Genomic DNA, 20,261 nt, shown 5'->3' with positions numbered 1-20,261 from the left:
CCTTAAATTTTATTTAAAAACAATTTATTTAATTGTATAATAGGTAAGGTTTCATGGGAGCTCAGGCGTCCCTTTTCATTGTTTTAGGGCAATGATCATGATATGTTTAACATATATATGTTGCTGAGGTGAATAGGAAATGAAGCGTATAGGAGTTTTAACGAGCGGCGGGGATTCCCCGGGTATGAACGCTGCGGTGCGCGCGGTTGTGCGGAAAGCTATCTACCACGACGTCGAAGTGTACGGAATTTATAACGGTTATTCAGGATTAATCAGCGGAAAAATAGAGAAACTGGAGCTTGGTTCGGTCGGTGACATCATCCACCGCGGCGGAACAAAGCTGTATACGGCCAGATGTCCTGAATTCAAAACAGTTGAAGGCCGTGAAAAAGGAATCGAAAATTTAAAGAAACTCGGCATTGAAGGTCTTGTCGTCATCGGCGGAGACGGTTCATACATGGGTGCGAAAAAATTAACGGAACACGGGTTTCCGTGTGTAGGTGTACCGGGTACGATAGATAATGACATCCCGGGAACTGATTTTACGATCGGATTTGATACGGCGTTAAACACCGTAATTGATGCGATTGATAAAATCCGTGACACCGCTACGTCTCATGAGCGTACATACGTTATTGAAGTGATGGGGCGCCATGCGGGCGACATTGCTTTATGGGCAGGTCTTGCAGGCGGAGCGGAATCAATTTTAATTCCTGAAGCGGACTACGATATGCAGGAAATTATCGGCCGTTTGAAGAGAGGGCACGACCGCGGCAAAAAACACAGTATCATCATCGTTGCAGAAGGGGTAGGCAGCGGGGTTGAATTCGGAAAACGCATCGAAGAAGAAACGAACCTTGAAACACGGGTATCCGTTTTAGGGCACATCCAGCGCGGCGGATCTCCAAGCGCTTCTGACCGGGTTCTTGCAAGCCGCCTCGGCGCTTACGCGGTTGAGCTTCTGCTTAAAGGAAAAGGCGGACGCTGCGTAGGTATACAAAACAACAAGCTTGTAGACCATGATATTATAGAAATTTTAGAATCAAAACATACTGTTGAACCAAACATGTATCAGCTTTCAAAAGAACTGTCTATTTAAGGCGGAAGAAGCTGAAGATTTCAGAAGGAAGTGAACGAGTTGAAAAAAACAAAAATCGTTTGTACAATCGGTCCGGCCAGTGAAAGTGTAGAAATGCTGACAAAATTGATGGAAGCGGGTATGAACGTTGCTCGTCTGAATTTTTCACACGGTGATTTCGAAGAGCACGGCGCAAGAATCAAAAACATCAGAGAAGCAAGCAAAAAGCTCGGCAAAAACGTGGGGATTCTCCTCGATACGAAAGGTCCGGAAATCCGCACGCACGATATGGAAAACGGCGCGCTTGAGCTTCAGGCGGGAAATGAAATTATCGTTTCTACGAAACAGGTGCTGGGAACGCTTGAAAAATTCTCAGTTTCTTATGAAGGCCTGGCAGACGACGTGTCAGCAGGGTCTATCATCCTGTTGGATGACGGTTTAATCGGATTGGAAGTGCTAGAATCAAATCCGGAAAAACACGAAATCAAAACAAAAATCTTAAACAGCGGCACGCTGAAAAATAAAAAAGGCGTAAACGTTCCCGGCGTCAGCGTCAACCTTCCCGGAATTACTGAAAAAGACGCCAAAGACATCGTATTCGGTATCGAGCAAGGCGTTGATTTCATCGCTGCGTCATTTGTACGCCGTTCTACGGATGTCCTGGAAATCCGCGAACTGCTTGAAGAGCATAACGCGTCTGACATTCAAATCATTCCTAAGATCGAGAACCAGGAAGGCGTGGACAACCTGGATGCGATCCTGGAAGTATCTGACGGCTTAATGGTAGCGCGCGGAGACCTCGGCGTAGAGATTCCGGCCGAAGAAGTGCCGCTCGTGCAAAAAGAAATGATCAAAAAATGCAACGCGCTCGGCAAACCGGTTATTACTGCGACACAAATGCTTGACAGCATGCAGCGCAACCCTCGCCCGACACGCGCTGAAGCAAGTGACGTTGCCAACGCCATTTTCGACGGCACAGATGCTATCATGCTTTCCGGTGAGACGGCTGCGGGACAATATCCTGTCGAGGCGGTTCAAACAATGTTTAACATCGCCACACGCACGGAAGAATCTCTGAACTACAAAGAAATTCTGTCTAAACGCAGAGATCAGGTCGGCATGACGATTACCGATGCGATCGGCCAATCAGTTGCGCACACGGCGATCAATCTGAGTGCGGCAGCTATCGTTACCCCTACAGAAAGCGGCCATACGGCGCGTATGATCGCGAAATACCGTCCGCAGGCTCCGATTGTAGCCGTTACGGTTAATGAGTCTGTATCACGCAAACTCGGCCTTGTATTCGGCGTATTTCCGGCAAGCGGCCAAAACGCGAATTCAACCGATGAAATGCTTGAAGACGCGGTTCAAAAATCACTTGACAGCGGCATCGTGAAACGCGGTGATCTGATTGTCATTACAGCAGGTTCTGTCGGTGAATCAGGCACGACGAATCTGATGAAAGTCCACACTGTCGGAAGCGTTATCGCGAAAGGGCAAGGCATCGGACGCAAATCTGCATTCGGTCCGGTCGTTGTTGCAAAAAATGCGAAAGAAGCTGAACAAAAAATGACAGACGGCGCAGTATTGGTTGCTTCAAGCACTGACCGCGACATGATCGCTTCACTTGAAAAAGCATCAGCGCTCATCACTGAAGAAGGCGGTCTGACAAGCCATGCAGCCGTTGTCGGTTTAAGCTTGGGCATTCCGGTTATCGTCGGTCTGGAGAACGCGACTTCAGTTTTAACAGAAGGACAGGTTATCACAGTTGACGCTGCCCGCGGCGCTGTGTATGAAGGCCGCGCAAGCGTTCTTTAAACAGCTTTAAAAAAGAGAGGGGGGTTCTCCCTTCTCTTTTGTCTTTAGGTTGATTTTCCTATTCCCATGCCGGCGGTGACGCGCTTTTAGAAGGGCAGGAGGGCAGAAAAATGAGAGTGTTATTCTTACTGTTTATCGTGTGTCCGGCAATTGAAATCGGTTTGTTTCTGCTGGCGGGAAAATGGCTCGGTATTTTTCCGACCTTCCTTCTCATCATTTTGACAGGCGTGTTAGGCGCCTTGGTGGCAAAAAGACAGGGAACCGATGTGTATCATCGGGTGATGCGCGACCTGCAGCACGGCAAAATGCCGGGGGAAGCGCTTCTTGACGGAATATGCGTCTTTTTCGGAGGCCTGCTTTTGATGCTTCCGGGTTTTCTGTCCGATATTGCAGGGGCCTGTCTTCTGATTCCGTTCACTCGGAACCGCATGAAGCCGCTTTTGTTCAAATGGCTGAGAGGAATGTCAAAAAACAAGCGGATCATTATCAAATAAAAACGGCAGCCTTCTTACAGGGCTGCTGTTTTTATTTGGGCTGAACAGTAATATAGGCCCATATTTCTTTTAAAGCGCCCGTTGTGATAAAGGCCTGAATGAAAACGAGCAGCGCGGGCCCCGCAGCCAGTCCTAAAATTCCGAACAATTTAAAGCCGGCAAACAGGGCGATTAAGGTCGCAAGCGGATCAAGTCCGATTGACTTGCTTAAAATTTTCGGCTCCGTCAGCTGGCGCTGAATGAGAACCACAATATATAAAACACCGAGACCGATCGCTTGAGGAAGCTGACCGGCAATGGCCAAATACATAATCCAGGGAACAAAGACCGACCCGGCGCCGAGATACGGGAGAAGGTCCACCAGGCCGATAAAAAAGGCGATGGTTGCCGCATGCTCAATCCCTAAAAGAAAAAGTCCGATAAAGACAATGATCATCGTGAAAAGTATGAGCACGGCCTGCGCCTTAATGAAACCTGCCATCGCTTTTTTCAGCTCTCCCGATACGGCCTTGGCGTTTGCCGAAACCCGTTCCGGAAGAATGGAATAAAGCAGCGCCTTCAGCTTATGCCAGTCCTTTGTCATAAAAAAAGTCGCCAGCATTGCGAAAATGAAGACGGCAGCTGTATTGGGAAGGAAGGCAATCCATTTCGGCACCAGCTCCAAAAGATGTGAAAGCATCAGCCCCGCATTTTTAGCGGCTGTATCACCGAGGGTCTGAATATGCGTCACGATGGATGCCTGCTGATTGGTTTCCAGCCCGTTAAATAGGACGGTCAGCTCGTGGTACAATGGCTGAATGCGGGAAGTGAACAGCTCTTCACAATACGTCATAAAGGCGCTGATATGAGGAGGGAGCGTTTTGGCCAGATAGGCGGTTCCCGAAATGATTTCCGCAACGAGAAATGTCGCCGCGCCGAGAAGAATAAGCAAAAAGAAGACCAGGACAATGACTGTATTGACTGACCGGGGCAGCCCCGTCAGTTTGTCCAGCCAGTCAACTACGGGAATGATCGCTGATGACAGAATAAGGGCGATCAGAAACGGATAAGTTAACGGAAATGAGGCGTAACCGGCCGCTAAAGCGCCGCCGGCCGCAGCGAGTACAAACAGCGCGCGGAAAAAAACAGTTGCATAGTGCGGATTCACATCGATCCTCCTCTCGGTCGGCACGTCCTATTACATTAGTTTATTCGTCAAAAAAAAGGATATGAATACAGATATGATGAAAGAAGGTGCTTTCAGGGTGTTTACACAAGCGAATTTATTTTTACTATTATTGCTGGCCATCGCATTGGTAGCCAAAAATCAGTCATTGCTTTTTGCCGTCGGCTTTCTCATTGTGATAAAAGCTGTCGGTCTTGATCAGAAACTATTTCCGGTTATTCAGTCAAAAGGCATCAACTGGGGGGTCACCGTCATTACAATCGCCGTTTTAGTGCCGATTGCCACAGGTGATATCGGTTTTAAACAGCTCGGAGAAGCGATGAAATCATATTATGCGTGGATCGCTCTCGGTGCCGGGATCGCGGTTGCCTTAATCGCCAAAAACGGTCTCACCTTATTGGAAAACGACCCTCATATTACAACGGCGCTGGTCATCGGCACGATACTTGCCGTCGCGCTTTTCGGAGGCGTCGCCGTCGGCCCGTTAATCGGCGCCGGAATCGCCTACTTGGCCATGCAAATCGTTAAAATATTCACCTCGTAAAGTAAAAAAAGCGGCGTAAAGCTGCTTTTTTTGTGGAGAAAATTAGAGTTTGCACTTGCGCATTTTGTAGTTCAGACAAATGCCATTTGCAATATTCCGATGAATGAAGCGGCTTACCATGTAACAAAGAACTTCGGGATTGACGGCGCACATGGAGCGAAAACAGCGATTGCAGTAATTCCAATGATGAATGGATGAAAAGCTGATGGAATTTATGCGCTGATACCAAAGCAAAACTTGAAGTGTTGTTAAAATAAGCAGAGACCCTTTCCTTCAATTTGAAAGTTTGTTAAATTTATAATGAGAATGAAAAAACACAATTCGGTTGGTAGTCCGGATGCATGATTTAAAATGTCAGTAACCTTCCCCTCCTCGGGATGTCCATCATTCTTCAGTAAATTTAGGAGGAGGGAATCGTTATGAAATTAACGGTTTACTACGATGGTCAGTTTTGGGTAGGAGTCATTGAAGTTGTGAATGATGGGAAATTAAGAGCAATTCGTCATTTGTTTGGACAAGAGCCAAAGGATTCAGAAATAATGCATTTTGTTAATAATCAACTTTTACAGACTCTCTCCCACACTGAACAAGAAGGGGTTTGTGTTAAAGCAAAATCTAAGAAATTAAACCCAAAAAGATTGCAACGACAAGCTTCTAAAGAAATGAAAAATATCGGGATATCAACTAAGGCACAAAAAGCGATAAAACAGGAGCTTGAAGCAAGAAAAGAAAAGAAAAAACAACTGAATAGAAAACAAAGAGAAAAAATAAAGGAACAAAAATATTTAATCAGAAAACAAAAAGCAAAAGAAAAGCATAGGGGAAAATAGTTGGAGAGCCCGATGAAGCCCTTCGATTGAAAAGTTGAGCGGCATCAGTTTGTTTCTTCGGAATGATTTAGAGAAAAAGAAGTATAAGTCAGAGCCCTTCTCGAGATGAGGAGGGTTTTTCTGCCATTTATTTAAATTCACTTATATCAGTAAATGAGTCAGTTTCAATTGATGAACGGTTTGATGAGGATATTTACAGCCCGAAAACAGCGCAAATGCAGTCAAACGATTCCAGTCCATGTGCGGCATGACTGCTGACGGCATTTATTGGCCAAAGACAAAGATGAAAATCAGCGTTAAAGAAACAGGAAAAATTAGATAAAGAACGAAAAAAATTTCTAAATATAGTTGGATTGGTATATTATTGAACCCTGCATATGTGCTAACAATAGCAGCTTTAAATAGGTGTAACAGGAGGTAAATTACTAAAGAATCTAAGGTTAGTATTTGGGTTCTAATATTTGGGTAGGGGGAAATAATGCTATCACTTAATAGAGCTTTAAAATTACGTGATTTAGAAGTTTTTCGTGTGCTGAAAGATGGTAACATTTTATCTTACGTAATAATTGAAGATACTCGAAAGCCATTTACAGAAGAAGACAAAAAATTAGAACCACTGTGTTATATGGACGAAGAAGATATTAATGCGATTTTAAACGTTTTTAAGATTTCAATTGTTAATGATGAAAAATTAAATGAAGATGATTCAATTTTTATAAGATCTTACTTTTCTGAATTTGTTAATCATACAAATTTAACGAATTTTATTATTAAAGAATATGTTCAAAAGAATTTATATGATTACGATGATGAAGATGACATCATTTTTTTTAATAGAATTTTACGTAGTATAGGATCAGATTATGTTATCAAAGAATTTGACGATATAAATTGGATTTATTTATCTCAAGATTGATTTCTTATTTAGATTTTGAAGGAGTACAGAAGATAATTTCTGTACTCCTTTTTAAGGCGAAAAGTAGACTTCTAGTTTCTCTTATAGCATAAATACACTTGACAAAATCGTAAGTTCAGCACGCGCAAGGGGTGTATATAAGTGCTTTATTGTCATGGATGTTCTATTTCCAAAATCGCTATCAATTTTTTGTTATTTTCGGTTAATTAGGAAAATTGCGGTATTTTTTCGTTTACAGAAAATAAGAAATTAGTGGAAAATAAATCAAAAGAGGAGGAGGGGAATGCATGGGGAGTCTCAACTTCAAATACAGCGGGGGGATTGTTTGTATGAATATTAAAAAAGCAATTTGTTTCTCTGTCTCTGCTTTCGCTATTACGTTCGGTGTAATTGCTTTTGTAGGAAACACGACTCACCTTCATCATAATGCAGCCAAAACTGATAACGAGGTAATACAACTAGCTGCGCGACTGCAAACATGATTTCGAAACAAAAAAGATGTGGCCTTTTTAGGGCTGCATCTTTTTTTGTCATGTATTTTCGTTTTTTCTCTTTTTAGGCGGGGCTGCGGCTGCTGCATTTATAAGCATGGTAACAGGTTATGTGAAGTCCGCAGAAAAATACAAATGGATCGTTATATACACAAAAGCGAAATACGAAGTAACAACAAAGATAAAAGATATATATAAGAAAATTTGAGCCAACTAAAACCAAGACATGGATTTCTGAAGCTGATCCGAACATTGATTCAGTCGAGTAAACAAAATAACCCTCTTCTCCGGTAAAGAAGGGGATTAAATTTGCGGTGAAGTTGTCGCGCCTGTCCTTTTAAAGTCTCCTCCAAAACTCCCCCAATTGAAAACATGAGAATACATGGTTTTACAAAGCGCCTGAAAGCTAGCGATTAAATTTATCAACGCAAAACCTTGATATATAGGGCTTTTAAAACATTTTTAGTTAAAAGTCTACAAATTAATCAGATTATTGTTTATAATAAGAATAGGCTTAAACTTAAATAAGCTTATAAGAATTTGTTATGTTCCTCTATAAGCATATCGGTTATGTAACCGCAATCAGTGAAATGTAAGCATTTTCTTAAAGGGGAAAGGGATTGTTTGCATGACTCATTTTAAGTAAGCCGTATGTTTTATATACTCTTTAAAGGGGAATTTTGATTGAAAAGGAGAGGTTGAATATGACAGCAACACGCGGTCTTGAAGGGGTTGTAGCAACAACATCATCTGTAAGCTCTATTATCGACGATACCCTTACATATGTAGGGTACGATATTGACGACTTGACAGAGAATGCAAGTTTTGAAGAAATCATTTATTTGCTGTGGCATCTGCGCCTGCCGAATAAAACGGAACTTGCTGAACTGAAAAAACAGCTTGCGAAAGAAGCTGCCGTTCCACAAGAAATCATTGAGCACTTCAAATCCTATCCCCTCAATAACGTACATCCAATGGCTGCGCTCCGGACGGCGATTTCATTACTCGGTCTGACTGACAGTGAAGCCGATGTTATGAATCCGGAAGCGAACTACAGAAAAGCCATCCGTCTGCAGGCGAAAGTGCCGGGCATTGTCGCCGCTTTCTCAAGAATCCGCAAAGGACTTGATCCTGTTGAACCGAAGGAAGAGTACGGAATCGCGGAGAACTTCCTTTACACCTTAAACGGTGAAGAGCCTTCTCCGATCGAAGTGGAAGCGTTTAACAAAGCGCTCATTCTTCATGCGGATCATGAGCTGAACGCATCAACATTTACGGCGAGAGTATGTGTCGCCACCTTATCCGATATTTACTCAGGCATCACTGCCGCCATCGGCGCTTTAAAAGGACCGCTTCACGGCGGAGCCAATGAAGCCGTCATGAAAATGCTGACAGAAATCGGCGAAGTGGAAAACGCCGAGCCTTATATCCGCAGCAAAATGGAGAAAAAGGAAAAAGTAATGGGCTTCGGACACCGTGTGTATAAGCATGGAGACCCGCGCGCCAAACACTTAAAAGAAATGAGCAAACGCCTGACGAATCTGACGGGTGAAAGCAAATGGTACGACATGTCAATCCGTGTCGAAGAAATCGTGACGTCGGAGAAAAAACTCCCGCCTAACGTTGATTTCTATTCCGCATCTGTATACCACAGTCTCGGCATTGATCACGATCTGTTCACGCCGATCTTTGCGATCAGCAGAATGTCAGGATGGATCGCCCATATTCTTGAACAGTACGATAACAACCGCCTCATCCGCCCGCGCGCTGATTACACGGGTCCGGATAAGCAGACTTTTGTTCCGATTGATGAAAGAGCCTGATCAAACGGGAGGCTGGTGATTTTCATGTCGTTAGCCTCTTGTTAATCAAGCCCGGATTGGTTTACAATTTTGATAGAATCTTGAGAAAAGTCATTTTATTTTCTATACAAGAAAAATAAAATGTTTTCTAAATATGAATTACATACTGGGAGGTAATATTGTGTCACAAGGTGAAAAAATTACAGTCTCTAATGGAGTATTAAACGTACCAAATAATCCGATTATCCCGTTTATTGAAGGTGACGGCACAGGCCCTGATATTTGGAACGCCGCTTCTAAAGTATTGGAAGCCGCTGTTGAAAAAGCATATAAAGGCGAGAAAAAAATCACGTGGAAAGAAGTTTATGCCGGTGAAAAGGCTTATAATAAAACAGGTGAGTGGCTTCCTGCCGAAACGCTGGAAGACATCAGAGAGTACTTCATCGCCATCAAAGGTCCTCTGACGACACCGGTCGGCGGCGGTATCCGTTCTCTGAACGTGGCGCTGAGACAGGAGCTTGATTTGTTTACGTGCCTGCGCCCTGTCAGATATTTCACGGGAGTGCCTTCTCCGGTCAAACGTCCTGAAGATACGGATATGGTCATTTTTCGCGAGAATACGGAAGATATTTATGCCGGAATTGAGTATGCGAAAGGTTCTGAAGAGGTTGAAAAGCTGATCAGCTTCCTGCAAAATGAAATGGGTGTTAACAAAATCCGTTTCCCTGAAACGTCAGGAATCGGCATCAAACCTGTTTCTGAAGAAGGCACAAGCCGCTTAGTCAGAGCTGCCATTGAGTATGCGATCGAAAACGGCCGTAAGTCTGTCACGCTTGTCCACAAAGGAAACATCATGAAGTTCACTGAAGGGGCATTTAAAAACTGGGGCTACGAGCTTGCCGAAAGAGAATACGGAGATAAAGTATTCACTTGGGCTGAATATGACCGCATTGTCGAAAAAGACGGAAAAGAAGCGGCTGATAAAGCGCAGAGCGACGCGGAAGCGGCAGGGAAAATCATCGTTAAAGACAGCATCGCTGATATTTTCCTTCAGCAGATCTTAACCCGTCCGAGCGAATTCGACGTCGTGGCGACAATGAACTTAAACGGAGACTATATCTCTGATGCGCTTGCCGCTCAGGTAGGCGGAATCGGAATCGCGCCGGGAGCGAACATCAACTATGAAACAGGGCATGCGATTTTCGAAGCGACTCACGGAACGGCTCCTAAATATGCCGGCCTTGACAAAGTCAACCCGTCATCCGTCATCCTTTCAGGAGTGCTTCTTCTTGAACACCTGAACTGGAATGAGGCTGCTGACTTGATCATTAAATCTATGGAAAAAACGATTGCTTCAAAAGTAGTAACGTACGATTTTGCTAGATTAATGGACGGTGCAACTGAAGTGAAATGTTCAGAGTTTGGTGAAGAGCTAATCAAAAACATGGACTGAACCTAAAGCAGACTTCTAATGAAGCCAAAAAAGGAGAAGAGAATCATGGGAAAAACACGCAGTAAAGTTTCTGTTATCGGAGCAGGATTTACGGGAGCGACAACAGCCTTTCTTACAGCTCAAAAAGAGCTTGCAGACGTTGTGCTCGTTGATATTCCGCAATTAGAAAACCCGACAAAAGGAAAAGCGCTAGACATGCTCGAAGCAAGTCCGGTTCAAGGATTTGACGCGAAAATCACAGGCACGTCCAACTACGAGGACACAGCCGGTTCTGATATCGTCGTCATCACAGCCGGAATTGCGAGAAAACCGGGCATGAGCCGTGATGATCTCGTATCTACAAACGAAAAAATCATGAGAAGCGTCACACGTGAGATCGTGAAATATTCTCCTGACTGCATTATCGTTGTATTGACAAACCCTGTTGATGCGATGACATATGCGGTGTACAAAGAATCAGGCTTCCCGAAAGAACGCGTCATCGGACAATCCGGAGTGCTTGACACTGCGCGATTCAGAACATTCGTCGCTGAAGAATTAAACCTGTCTGTAAAAGATGTGACCGGTTTTGTTCTTGGCGGACACGGTGACGACATGGTTCCTCTCGTCCGTTATTCCTATGCGGGCGGCATTCCGCTTGAAACGCTTATCCCGAAAGACCGTCTTGATGCGATAGTAGAACGCACAAGAAAAGGCGGTGGGGAAATCGTCAACCTTCTCGGCAACGGAAGCGCCTACTACGCGCCTGCTGCATCACTGACTGAAATGGTAGAAGCCATTTTGAAAGATCAGCGCCGCGTGCTTCCGACCATCGCTTACTTAGAAGGCGAATACGGTCATGAAGGCATTTACTTAGGCGTACCGACAATTATCGGAGGAAACGGCCTAGAGCAAATCATCGAGCTTGAACTGACAGACTATGAAAAAGCGCAGCTGAGTAAATCAGTTGAATCTGTCAAAAACGTGATGAAAGTATTGTCATAAGAAAAAAGGGAAGGCTTCCGAATCAGAAGCCTTCCTCTTTTTACAATTAATGAAAGCGTTTTCTTTTTCCCTGAGCGATCCTTTCTCTGAAAATGATCAAAAAGGCGAATTGTCTGAACGGGCAGTATTGGATAAAATGAAATCATAAAGTGATATGCAGCACATAAAATAGAGAAAATTGGATGTCGGGGAAAATAGACAGCGGAGGGCGCAGCATGAACAAAAAAATTTTAGTTGTAGATGATGAACAATCTATCGTTACTCTTTTACAGTATAATCTGGAACGGTCCGGCTATGATGTCATTACCGCATCAGACGGTGAAGAGGCTCTGGAGCTGGCAGAGAATGAAAATCCGGATTTAATCGTACTGGATGTCATGCTGCCGAAAGTGGACGGAATCGACGTCTGTAAACAGCTCAGACAGCAGAAAATGATGGTTCCGATCTTGATGCTGACAGCAAAAGATGAGGAGTTTGATAAGGTGCTGGGACTGGAGCTCGGAGCGGATGATTACATGACAAAGCCGTTCAGTCCGCGGGAAGTCACTGCGCGGGTGAAAGCCATTTTAAGAAGGGCTGACATTTCTTCGCTGTCACAAGGCAGAGAAGAGGAAAAGGACGGGCAGATCCTCATCGGCGAGCTGAAAATTCTTCCGGAGCATTACGAAGCGTACTTCAAGTCAGAACAGCTGGAATTGACGCCTAAAGAATTTGAACTGCTTCTGTATTTGGGAAAACATAAGGGAAGAGTGCTGACGAGAGATCTTCTGCTGAGCGCGGTCTGGAACTATGATTTTGCCGGGGATACCCGGATTGTTGACGTTCATATCAGTCATCTGCGCGACAAAATCGAATCAAATACCAAAAAACCCATCTATATTAAAACAATCAGAGGTTTGGGGTATAAACTGGAGGAGCCAAAAATGAATGAATAAAGTCCGTGTGCGTCTGTTCGCTTTACTCGTTGTATGTATCATATTGGTTTTCAGTGTTCTCGGCCTTTTTTTACAGCAGCTTATTTCTTCATCCGCTGAAGAAAGAACGGCGGATCAGCTGAAAAAGGAATCGGTATACATAGCGGGCCTTCTTGACACCGGCCGAATCGGCAATAAAAGCAATGAAACGGTAATCCGTGATGCCGGCCGCACCCTCGGTATAAACGTCGCCGTGCTCAACGAGAAGGGTGACGCCGTATATCATTCCGGCAGTCATGCTGATGATTCAGCCGTAAAGGAGTTCATTTCTCACAATAAAAGCGAGGAAGCCGTACAGTCGAAAAGCAAAGTCATCCGCGGCACTGCCGTAAAAAATGACGCCGGGAAAATTGCGGGGTATGTACTTGTTTCCTCTGAGATCAACGGCGGTTCAAGCGTTACCGGAGAAATGTGGGGCATGCTGGCAGCAAGTCTTTGTACCGCTTTTATCATTATCGTTTTCTTTTATACAAACATGACGTCCCGTTACAAAAAATCCATCGACGCCGCGACAAAGGTGGCGACGGAGCTGTCCAAAGGGAATTATGACGCCCGCTCCTACAGCGGTTACGCAAGGCGGTCGGACCGTCTCGGGCGTGCGATGAACAGCCTGGCGGTCGATTTAATGGAAATGACGAGAACGCAGGATATGCAGCGCGATCGTCTGTTAACCGTCATTGAAAATATCGGATCCGGTTTGATTTTAATAGACGGGCGAGGTTTTATCAATCTCGTGAACCGGTCATACACGAAGCAGTTTCATACAAAGCCTGAACGTCTGCTTCGGCGCCTTTACCATGATGCGTTTGAACATGAGGAGATCATTCGGCTTGTCGAAGACATTTTTATGACGGAGACGAAAAAATGCCAGCTGCTCAGACTTCCCATCAATATTGAGCGGCGCTACTTTGAAGTTGACGGCGTTCCGATCATGGGCCCTGACGATGAATGGAAGGGCATCGTCCTCGTCTTTCACGATATGACGGAAATTAAAAAATTGGAGCAGATGAGAAAGGACTTCGTCGCCAATGTCTCCCATGAACTGAAAACACCGATCACCTCGATTAAAGGATTTACGGAAACACTGTTAGACGGAGCGATGAAAGACGAAAAGGCGCTTTCAGACTTTCTGTCTATCATTCTGAAAGAAAGTGAGCGGCTCCAATCTCTCGTGCAGGATTTACTGGATTTATCCAAGATGGAGCAGCAAAACTTTACGATGCGCGTAGAGTCCTTTGACGCCGCAAAAATTCTGCATGAAATTGAGGCGCTTTTGCAGCATAAGGCTGCGGAAAAAGGCATCAGCTTTCAGCTCGATCTCCCGGAAGAGCCGATTTTTGTGACGGGTGATGCGCACAGGCTGAAGCAGGTATTTTTGAATCTGGCGAACAATGCCCTGACCTACACGCCTGAAAAAGGGACGGTGGGGATTTCGGTACATGTGAAAGAAACCGTTGTCGATATCAAAGTGTCCGATACGGGAATCGGCATTCAGAAGGAAGAGATCCCGCGGATATTTGAGAGATTCTACCGCGTGGATAAAGACAGAAGCCGCAACTCGGGAGGAACCGGGCTCGGCCTCGCCATCGTGAAGCACTTAATAGAAGCCCATGAAGGTAAAATCGAGGTCACAAGCGAGCCGGGACAGGGGACTGTATTTACCGTGACGCTGAAGCGGCAGCCGGAAGCGTGATCAGCTTTACAAAGGATTAACAATTTCTTCATGACCTGTTAAACCTATCTTGTTAGGATGTAACAGAACCCCTTCATCCAAGGAGCCAATTTTGACGGCGGGAACGTGTTTTCTTGTTCCCGTCCTTTTTTGCGTTTTCGCAGGGTTCGCTCATTTTCCTTTCAAATTGAACTTTGTTAAAATAAGAGAAGCTGTGAGATTAAAAAATAGAGGAATGACGAGCTTTTGCTCTTAGGAGGATATTGAATGACGGAACGAAAAAAATTAGTGCTTGTCGACGGAAACAGTCTGGCGTACCGGGCGTTTTTTGCATTGCCGCTTTTAAGCAATGAAAAAGGCATCCATACAAATGCCGTATACGGGTTTGCGATGATTTTAATGAAAATGCTGGAAGATGAAAAGCCGACCCACATGCTGGTAGCTTTTGATGCGGGAAAAACCACTTTCCGCCACAGCACGTTTAAAGAATATAAAGGCGGAAGACAAAAAACGCCGCCGGAGCTTTCAGAACAGATGCCGTTCATCCGCGAGCTCCTTGATGCCTACAAAATCAGCCGCTACGAGCTTCCTGAATATGAAGCGGACGATATTATCGGCACCCTTGCCGTATCTGCTGAAAAAGAAGGCTTCGAAGTAAAGGTAGTGTCGGGGGACAAGGACTTAACCCAGCTTGCAACCGGGAAAACGACCGTTGCCATTACGAGAAAAGGCATTACCGACGTGGAAGATTACACGCCGGAGCACGTGCAAGAAAAGTACGGTCTGACCCCTTTGCAAATCATTGATATGAAGGGATTAATGGGGGATTCATCCGATAACATACCGGGCGTCCCCGGCGTCGGAGAAAAAACCGCGATTAAGCTCTTAAAGCAGTTCCATTCGGTTGAGAAACTGCTTGATTCCATTGATGAAGTCAGCGGAAAAAAATTAAAAGAAAAGCTTGAAGAATATAAGGAACAAGCCCTGATGAGCAAAGAGCTGGCGACGATTATGACAAATGCGCCGATTGAAGTCAAGCCCGAAGATTTAGATTACAAAGGGTTTGACCGTGAACAAGTTGTTGCCATTTTTAAAGACCTCGGTTTTAATACGCTGCTTGAGCGGCTTGGTGAAGAAAGCGGCGAAACGGCGGAAGAAAATTTTGAAGACATCAATGTTGAAACGGCAGAAGAAATCACCGAAGATATGCTCGTTTCGCCGTCCGCTTTGGTCGTCGAACAAATCGGTGATAACTATCACGAAGAACCGATCCTCGGCTTTTCCATCGTGAATGAAACAGGTCTTTATTATATTCCGAAAGAAATCGCCATTCAGTCTGAAGCGTTTAAATCTTGGGCTGAAGATGAATCGATGAAAAAGTGGGTGTTCGACAGCAAACGTTCCGTCGTCGCTTTGCGCTGGCAGGGAATTGAGCTGAAGGGAACGGAATTTGACGCGCTTCTTGCTGCCTACATTATAAACCCGGGCAACTCGTACGACGATGTCGCGAGCGTAGCGAAAGAATACGGGCTGAATATCGTTTCAAAAGATGAAGCGGTATACGGAAAAGGCGCAAAGCGCGCCGTTCCGGCTGAAAAAGAGCTTGCCGATCATCTCGCGCGGAAAGCGTCTGCCGTTAACAGCCTCCGTGACAAACTGCTGCACGCGCTGGAAGAAAATAATCAGCTTGAATTATATGAAGATCTCGAACTTCCGCTTGCGCTTATTCTCGGAGAAATGGAATCAATGGGCGTCAAAGTGGATGTTGAAAGACTGAAGCGAATGGGCGAAGAGCTTAAGGCGAAGCTGAAGGAATATGAAGAAAAAATCCATGACATCGCCGGTGAGCCGTTTAACATCAATTCACCAAAACAGCTCGGCGTCATTCTGTTTGAAAAGCTCGGCCTGCCGCCAGTAAAGAAAACAAAAACAGGCTATTCCACTTCAGCCGATGTCCTGGAAAAGCTCGCAGACAAACATGATATCGTCGCTTACATTCTGCAATACAGACAAATCGGCAAGCTTCAATCGACTTATATAGAAGGGCTGCTGAAAGTCACGCGCAAGGATTCTCATAAGGTGCATACACGGTTCAATCAGGCGTTGACTCAAACCGGACGCCTCAGCTCAACGGATCCGAACCTGCAAAATATTCCGATCCGGCTGGAGGAAGGGCGGAAAATCCGTCAGGCTTTCGTACCGTCCGAACCGGACTGGCTTATTTTCGCCGCCGATTATTCACAAATTGAATTAAGGGTGCTTGCGCATATTTCAAAAGATGAAAATCTGATCGAAGCGTTTACGAATGACATGGACATTCACACAAAAACCGCCATGGACGTGTTTCATGTCAGTGAAGATGAAGTGACACAAGCGATGCGCCGCCAGGCAAAGGCCGTCAATTTCGGCATTGTTTACGGCATCAGTGATTACGGGCTGTCGCAAAACCTCGGCATCACCCGGAAAGAAGCGGGCGCTTTTATTGACCGCTATTTGGAGAGCTTCCCGGGCGTCAAGGCATATATGGAAGAGTCGGTGCAGGAAGCGAAGCAAAAAGGATATGTCACGACACTTATGCAGCGCCGCCGCTATATTCCTGAGCTGACCAGCCGCAACTTCAACCTGCGGAGCTTTGCGGAACGGACGGCCATGAATACGCCGATTCAGGGAAGCGCCGCCGATATTATTAAAAAAGCCATGATTGACATGGCAGCTGAGCTGAAAGAAAAAAACCTGAAGGCGCGATTGCTGCTTCAGGTGCACGATGAATTGATTTTTGAAGCGCCTAAGGAAGAAATTGAAATATTAGAGAAGCTGGTTCCTGAAGTGATGGAGCATGCTTTGGCATTAGACGTGCCTCTGAAGGCGGATTATGCTTCAGGGCCGTCTTGGTACGATGCAAAATAAACAGAGAAAAAGGAAGTGATGATTGTGCCGGAATTACCAGAAGTTGAAACGGTCCGGCGCACTCTGACCGGTCTTGTGAAGGGGAAAACGATTGAATCGGCGCATATCAGATGGCCGAATATCATCAAAAAACCCGCCGAGCCGGAGGAATTCGCGCGGCAGATTGCAGGAGAAACGATCCGATCCATCGGAAGAAGAGGAAAGTTTTTGCTTTTCCATCTGGATCATTATGTCATGGTGTCCCACCTTCGGATGGAGGGGAAATACGGTCTTCATCAGGCCGATGAGCCTGACGATAAACATGTGCACGTCGTGTTTCACATGACGGACGGAACACAGCTCCGCTACCGGGATGTCCGGAAATTCGGCACGATGCATTTGTTTGCGCCGGGAGAGGAACAGAATGCATTACCGCTTTCACAGCTCGGGCCCGAACCCGATGATGAAGCATTTACCGCTGCTTATTTAAAAGAGCGGCTTGCAAAAACGAACCGCGCGGTGAAAACAGCCCTGCTCGACCAAAAAGCGGTCGTCGGCCTCGGCAATATTTATGTCGATGAAGCTTTATTCCGGGCGCGTATTCATCCTGAGACAAAAGCGAACAGTCTGTCAGACGGGCAGATAAAAACGCTTCATACAGAAATTAAAGACACCCTTCAGGAAGCGATTGACGCGGGCGGGAGCACCGTCCGGTCTTATATCAATTCTCAAGGGGAGATCGGAATGTTTCAGCTCAAACATTACGTATACGGCAAAAAGGATGAACCGTGCAAATCGTGCGGCACGATGATTTCTAAAATCGTGGTCGGCGGAAGGGGTACGCATTTTTGCGCCCGCTGCCAAAAAAAATCATAAACTGAAGCGGTTCAAGAGGCGGCAGCAGAATGACTTTTTTCTAACACAGTTGATGACCTTTCTCCATATATATATTGTGATTCACCCAATAGGCATATGTCACAATTGCCGATCAAGAGAAAGGGAGAAACGGATATGGAGATTGTTTCTTTGCTGCTTTTGGCTTTTGCTGTCAGCTTGGACAGTTTTTCAGTCGGGTTTACGTATGGTTTGAGAAAAATGAAAATCCCGTTCAAAGCGATTGCCGTGATCGCTTGCTGTTCAGCCTCTGTGATGTTTATATCCATGCTGATCGGCCATTTTCTGACAAAGATTTTTCCCGTATCCGTCACGGAAAAACTGGGCGGACTGATCTTAATCGGAATCGGGTCATGGGTCATCTGGCAATTTTTCAAACCGGCTAAAGAGCCGGACTACTTATTGCATGAAAAAACGTTACTTAATCTTGAAGTGAAATCGCTCGGCATCGTCATTCATATTTTGAAAAAACCGACCAGCGCCGATATTGATCAATCCGGAACCATTAATGGAGTTGAGGCGCTTCTGCTCGGTATCGCCTTATCCATTGACGCGTTTGGCGCCGGGCTGGGAGCGGCCATTCTCGGCTTTTCTCCGGTTATGATGAGCGTGACTGTCGGGCTGATGAGCTCGCTGTTTGTTTCACTCGGCATAAACGCGGGGCATTTGCTTTCAAGATGGAATTGGATAGATAAAATGACATTTTTGCCGGGAGTCCTGCTGATTATCATCGGGATTTGGAAAATGTAAGAAGGAGTGGGCTTTTTGAGCTTGGTCATCGGTTTAACGGGAGGCATCGCAAGCGGCAAAAGCACGGTAGCGCGTATGCTGATCGACAAAAAAATAACAGTCATTGATGCGGATGTCATCGCAAAACAGGCGGTGGAAAAAGGAATGCCGGCTTACGGACAAATTGTGGAGGCATTCGGAAAAGACATCCTGCTGGAAAATGGCGGTATTGACAGAAAAAAACTCGGTTCTATCGTTTTCACTGACGAACAGAAGCGTCTGAAGCTGAATCAGATCGTTCATCCGGCAGTACGTGCGGAAATGCTGAAACAGCGGGATGAAGCCGTTGCGCGAAAAGAGCAGTTCGTCGTTTTGGATATACCACTTTTGTATGAAAGCGGGCTTGATTATCTTGTCGGCAAGGTGCTCGTCGTCACCGTACCGGCAGACATTCAGCTTAAACGGCTGATGAAGCGGAATTCCCTTACAGAAGAAGAAGCGATGAGCCGGATAACGTCGCAAATGCCTTTAGCGGATAAAACAAAAAAAGCTGACGCCGTCATTGATAACAGCGGCAGTCTTGAATATACAAAGCACCAGCTTGAGGAAGTATTGAGCGGCTGGGCATAAACAAACACCGTTCGGAAAGCCGAACGGTGTTTTTCTGGTTAAAAATCAAAATTGTCAGGGTCCGGACCGACACGGAGGTTTTCGTTCAGATCATCAATCCGCTTCATATCGTCAGCTGACAGTTCGAAATCAAAGACATTTGCATTTTCTTCAATACGGTGTTTTTTCGTTGATTTCGGAATGGTGATGACACCGTTTTGCAAATCCCAGCGCAAAATCACTTGAGCGGCTGATTTGCCGTACTTCTCAGCGATTTCCTGTAAGACGGTGTGATCAAGCAGCTGACCTTGCATCAATGGCGACCACGCTTCAAGCTGAATGCCTTGTTCAGTGCAGAAAGCAAGCAGTTCTTTCTGTGTCAGACGAGGATGGTACTCCACCTGGTTGATCATCGGCTTGATTTCCGTCTCTTTCATGAGATGTTTCAGATGGTGAATTTGGAAATTGCTGACCCCGATCGCCTTAATGCGTCCATCCCGGTAGAGGGTTTCGAGCGCCCGCCACGCATCGATGTACTTTCCTTCGACAGGCCAATGGATCAAATATAAATCCAAATAATCTAAACCGAGTTTTTCTAAGCTTGTGTCAAACGCTTTTAACGTTTCTTCATATCCTAAATCGGCATTCCATACTTTTGACGTGACAAAAATGTCTTCACGTTTTAATCCCGCTTCTTGCAGTCCTTGGCGGATGCCTTCGCCGACACCTTCTTCATTTCCGTAAATCGCGGCGGTATCAACGCTGCGATAGCCGTGCACCAATGCCGTTTTCACCGCGTTGACGAGTTCCGCGCCTTCCTCTACTTTGAAAACTCCGATGCCGAACCAAGGCATCTCTACTCCGTTATGCAATGTTGCTTTTGCTTGTAAATGTGTTGTCATGTATATATTCCTCCTATTAG

At 45.4% G+C, this 20,261-nt stretch carries 18 protein-coding genes and 1 pseudogene; 17 read left to right on the top strand and 2 right to left on the bottom strand.

Features of this window, described 5'->3' with window-relative positions:
• The first annotated feature begins 139 nt into the window (after positions 1 to 139).
• The 3 genes from pfkA (at position 140) to G9F50_RS08355 (ending at position 3,390) form a co-directional block, all read left to right on the top strand.
• Entirely contained in the window at positions 140 to 1,099 is a 960-nt protein-coding gene (gene pfkA, locus G9F50_RS08365; RefSeq protein WP_007408068.1) for a 6-phosphofructokinase, read from the top strand.
• Positions 1,100 to 1,138: 39 nt separating this feature from the next.
• A complete protein-coding gene (pyk, locus tag G9F50_RS08360) occupies positions 1,139 to 2,896 on the top strand; it encodes a pyruvate kinase (RefSeq protein WP_007408069.1) in 1,758 nt (585 codons plus the stop codon).
• A gap of 110 nt (positions 2,897 to 3,006) precedes the next feature.
• Positions 3,007 to 3,390: an FxsA family protein gene (locus G9F50_RS08355; protein ID WP_012118168.1), complete on the top strand. Its 384-nt coding sequence runs from the start codon at positions 3,007 to 3,009 to the stop codon at positions 3,388 to 3,390.
• 31 nt (positions 3,391 to 3,421) lie between these two features.
• Here the strand turns inward: G9F50_RS08355 and ytvI are convergent, their stop codons facing one another.
• Positions 3,422 to 4,537 carry a sporulation integral membrane protein YtvI gene (ytvI, locus tag G9F50_RS08350; RefSeq protein ID WP_060562723.1) on the bottom strand — a complete coding sequence of 372 codons (1,116 nt, stop codon included), beginning with the start codon at positions 4,535 to 4,537 and terminating at the stop codon, positions 3,422 to 3,424.
• Positions 4,538 to 4,634: 97 nt separating this feature from the next.
• Between ytvI and G9F50_RS08345 the strand changes: the two genes are divergently transcribed.
• From G9F50_RS08345 to coaE, 14 genes and pseudogenes are all read left to right on the top strand, one after another.
• Positions 4,635 to 5,099 (top strand): DUF441 domain-containing protein, encoded by a 465-nt coding sequence (locus tag G9F50_RS08345; protein WP_003152447.1) that lies wholly within the window; start codon positions 4,635 to 4,637, stop codon positions 5,097 to 5,099.
• Positions 5,100 to 5,518: 419 nt separating this feature from the next.
• Positions 5,519 to 5,929 (top strand): YjdF family protein, encoded by a 411-nt coding sequence (locus G9F50_RS08340; RefSeq protein WP_015240369.1) that lies wholly within the window; start codon positions 5,519 to 5,521, stop codon positions 5,927 to 5,929.
• Positions 5,930 to 6,114: 185 nt separating this feature from the next.
• Positions 6,115 to 6,251, top strand: a pseudogene (locus G9F50_RS20460) (peptidoglycan-binding domain-containing protein); the annotation flags it as partial.
• A gap of 156 nt (positions 6,252 to 6,407) precedes the next feature.
• On the top strand, positions 6,408 to 6,845 hold the full coding sequence (locus G9F50_RS08335; RefSeq protein ID WP_015240368.1) for a hypothetical protein: 438 nt from the start codon (positions 6,408 to 6,410) through the stop codon (positions 6,843 to 6,845).
• 287 nt (positions 6,846 to 7,132) lie between these two features.
• A complete protein-coding gene (locus G9F50_RS08330; RefSeq protein ID WP_060562722.1) occupies positions 7,133 to 7,327 on the top strand; it encodes a hypothetical protein in 195 nt (64 codons plus the stop codon).
• A 713-nt stretch (positions 7,328 to 8,040) separates the two neighbouring features.
• Positions 8,041 to 9,159, top strand: coding sequence for a citrate synthase (citZ, locus tag G9F50_RS08325; RefSeq protein WP_060562721.1), 1,119 nt, complete (start codon positions 8,041 to 8,043; stop codon positions 9,157 to 9,159).
• Between the two features lie 160 nt (positions 9,160 to 9,319).
• Complete coding sequence (icd, locus tag G9F50_RS08320; RefSeq protein WP_007408075.1) at positions 9,320 to 10,591, top strand: NADP-dependent isocitrate dehydrogenase; 1,272 nt, start codon at positions 9,320 to 9,322, stop codon at positions 10,589 to 10,591.
• A 45-nt stretch (positions 10,592 to 10,636) separates the two neighbouring features.
• The gene (mdh, locus tag G9F50_RS08315) at positions 10,637 to 11,575 is read left to right on the top strand and encodes a malate dehydrogenase (protein WP_003152455.1); all 939 of its coding nucleotides are present in this window, start codon (positions 10,637 to 10,639) and stop codon (positions 11,573 to 11,575) included.
• Positions 11,576 to 11,790: 215 nt separating this feature from the next.
• Complete coding sequence (locus G9F50_RS08310; RefSeq protein ID WP_003152457.1) at positions 11,791 to 12,510, top strand: response regulator transcription factor; 720 nt, start codon at positions 11,791 to 11,793, stop codon at positions 12,508 to 12,510.
• Entirely contained in the window at positions 12,503 to 14,242 is a 1,740-nt protein-coding gene (gene pnpS / locus G9F50_RS08305) for a two-component system histidine kinase PnpS (protein ID WP_021494433.1), read from the top strand. Before G9F50_RS08310 ends, pnpS begins: the two co-directional genes overlap by 8 nt.
• 246 nt (positions 14,243 to 14,488) lie before the next feature.
• Positions 14,489 to 17,128: a DNA polymerase I gene (gene polA / locus G9F50_RS08300; protein WP_060562720.1), complete on the top strand. Its 2,640-nt coding sequence runs from the start codon at positions 14,489 to 14,491 to the stop codon at positions 17,126 to 17,128.
• A 24-nt stretch (positions 17,129 to 17,152) separates the two neighbouring features.
• Complete coding sequence (gene mutM / locus G9F50_RS08295; RefSeq protein ID WP_101287783.1) at positions 17,153 to 17,983, top strand: DNA-formamidopyrimidine glycosylase; 831 nt, start codon at positions 17,153 to 17,155, stop codon at positions 17,981 to 17,983.
• Between the two features lie 135 nt (positions 17,984 to 18,118).
• Positions 18,119 to 18,751: a sporulation membrane protein YtaF gene (gene ytaF, locus G9F50_RS08290; protein WP_060562719.1), complete on the top strand. Its 633-nt coding sequence runs from the start codon at positions 18,119 to 18,121 to the stop codon at positions 18,749 to 18,751.
• 15 nt (positions 18,752 to 18,766) lie between these two features.
• A complete protein-coding gene (gene coaE, locus G9F50_RS08285; protein WP_060562718.1) occupies positions 18,767 to 19,360 on the top strand; it encodes a dephospho-CoA kinase in 594 nt (197 codons plus the stop codon).
• Positions 19,361 to 19,398: 38 nt separating this feature from the next.
• On the opposite strand, the gene G9F50_RS08280 is transcribed toward coaE, so the two are convergent.
• Positions 19,399 to 20,241: an aldo/keto reductase gene (locus tag G9F50_RS08280; RefSeq protein WP_007408081.1), complete on the bottom strand. Its 843-nt coding sequence runs from the start codon at positions 20,239 to 20,241 to the stop codon at positions 19,399 to 19,401.
• Between the last annotated feature and the right edge of the window lie 20 nt (positions 20,242 to 20,261).

Source organism: Bacillus sp. EKM206B, assembly GCF_011066015.1.
GTDB lineage: Bacteria > Bacillota > Bacilli > Bacillales > Bacillaceae > Bacillus > Bacillus velezensis.
The sequence above is the reverse complement of the archived record's forward strand: the minus strand, read 5'-3'. Positions and strand labels throughout refer to the sequence as shown.

Coding starts and splice junctions, on each gene's coding strand:
- pfkA (WP_007408068.1), top strand. CDS start 140: ATGAAGCGTATAGGAGTTTTAACGAGCGGCGGGGATTCCCCGGGTATG.
- G9F50_RS08355 (WP_012118168.1), top strand. CDS start 3,007: ATGAGAGTGTTATTCTTACTGTTTATCGTGTGTCCGGCAATTGAAATC.
- G9F50_RS08340 (WP_015240369.1), top strand. CDS start 5,519: ATGAAATTAACGGTTTACTACGATGGTCAGTTTTGGGTAGGAGTCATT.
- G9F50_RS08335 (WP_015240368.1), top strand. CDS start 6,408: ATGCTATCACTTAATAGAGCTTTAAAATTACGTGATTTAGAAGTTTTT.
- G9F50_RS08330 (WP_060562722.1), top strand. CDS start 7,133: ATGGGGAGTCTCAACTTCAAATACAGCGGGGGGATTGTTTGTATGAAT.
- citZ (WP_060562721.1), top strand. CDS start 8,041: ATGACAGCAACACGCGGTCTTGAAGGGGTTGTAGCAACAACATCATCT.
- mdh (WP_003152455.1), top strand. CDS start 10,637: ATGGGAAAAACACGCAGTAAAGTTTCTGTTATCGGAGCAGGATTTACG.
- G9F50_RS08310 (WP_003152457.1), top strand. CDS start 11,791: ATGAACAAAAAAATTTTAGTTGTAGATGATGAACAATCTATCGTTACT.
- pnpS (WP_021494433.1), top strand. CDS start 12,503: ATGAATAAAGTCCGTGTGCGTCTGTTCGCTTTACTCGTTGTATGTATC.
- polA (WP_060562720.1), top strand. CDS start 14,489: ATGACGGAACGAAAAAAATTAGTGCTTGTCGACGGAAACAGTCTGGCG.
- ytaF (WP_060562719.1), top strand. CDS start 18,119: ATGGAGATTGTTTCTTTGCTGCTTTTGGCTTTTGCTGTCAGCTTGGAC.
- G9F50_RS08280 (WP_007408081.1), bottom strand. CDS start 20,241: ATGACAACACATTTACAAGCAAAAGCAACATTGCATAACGGAGTAGAG.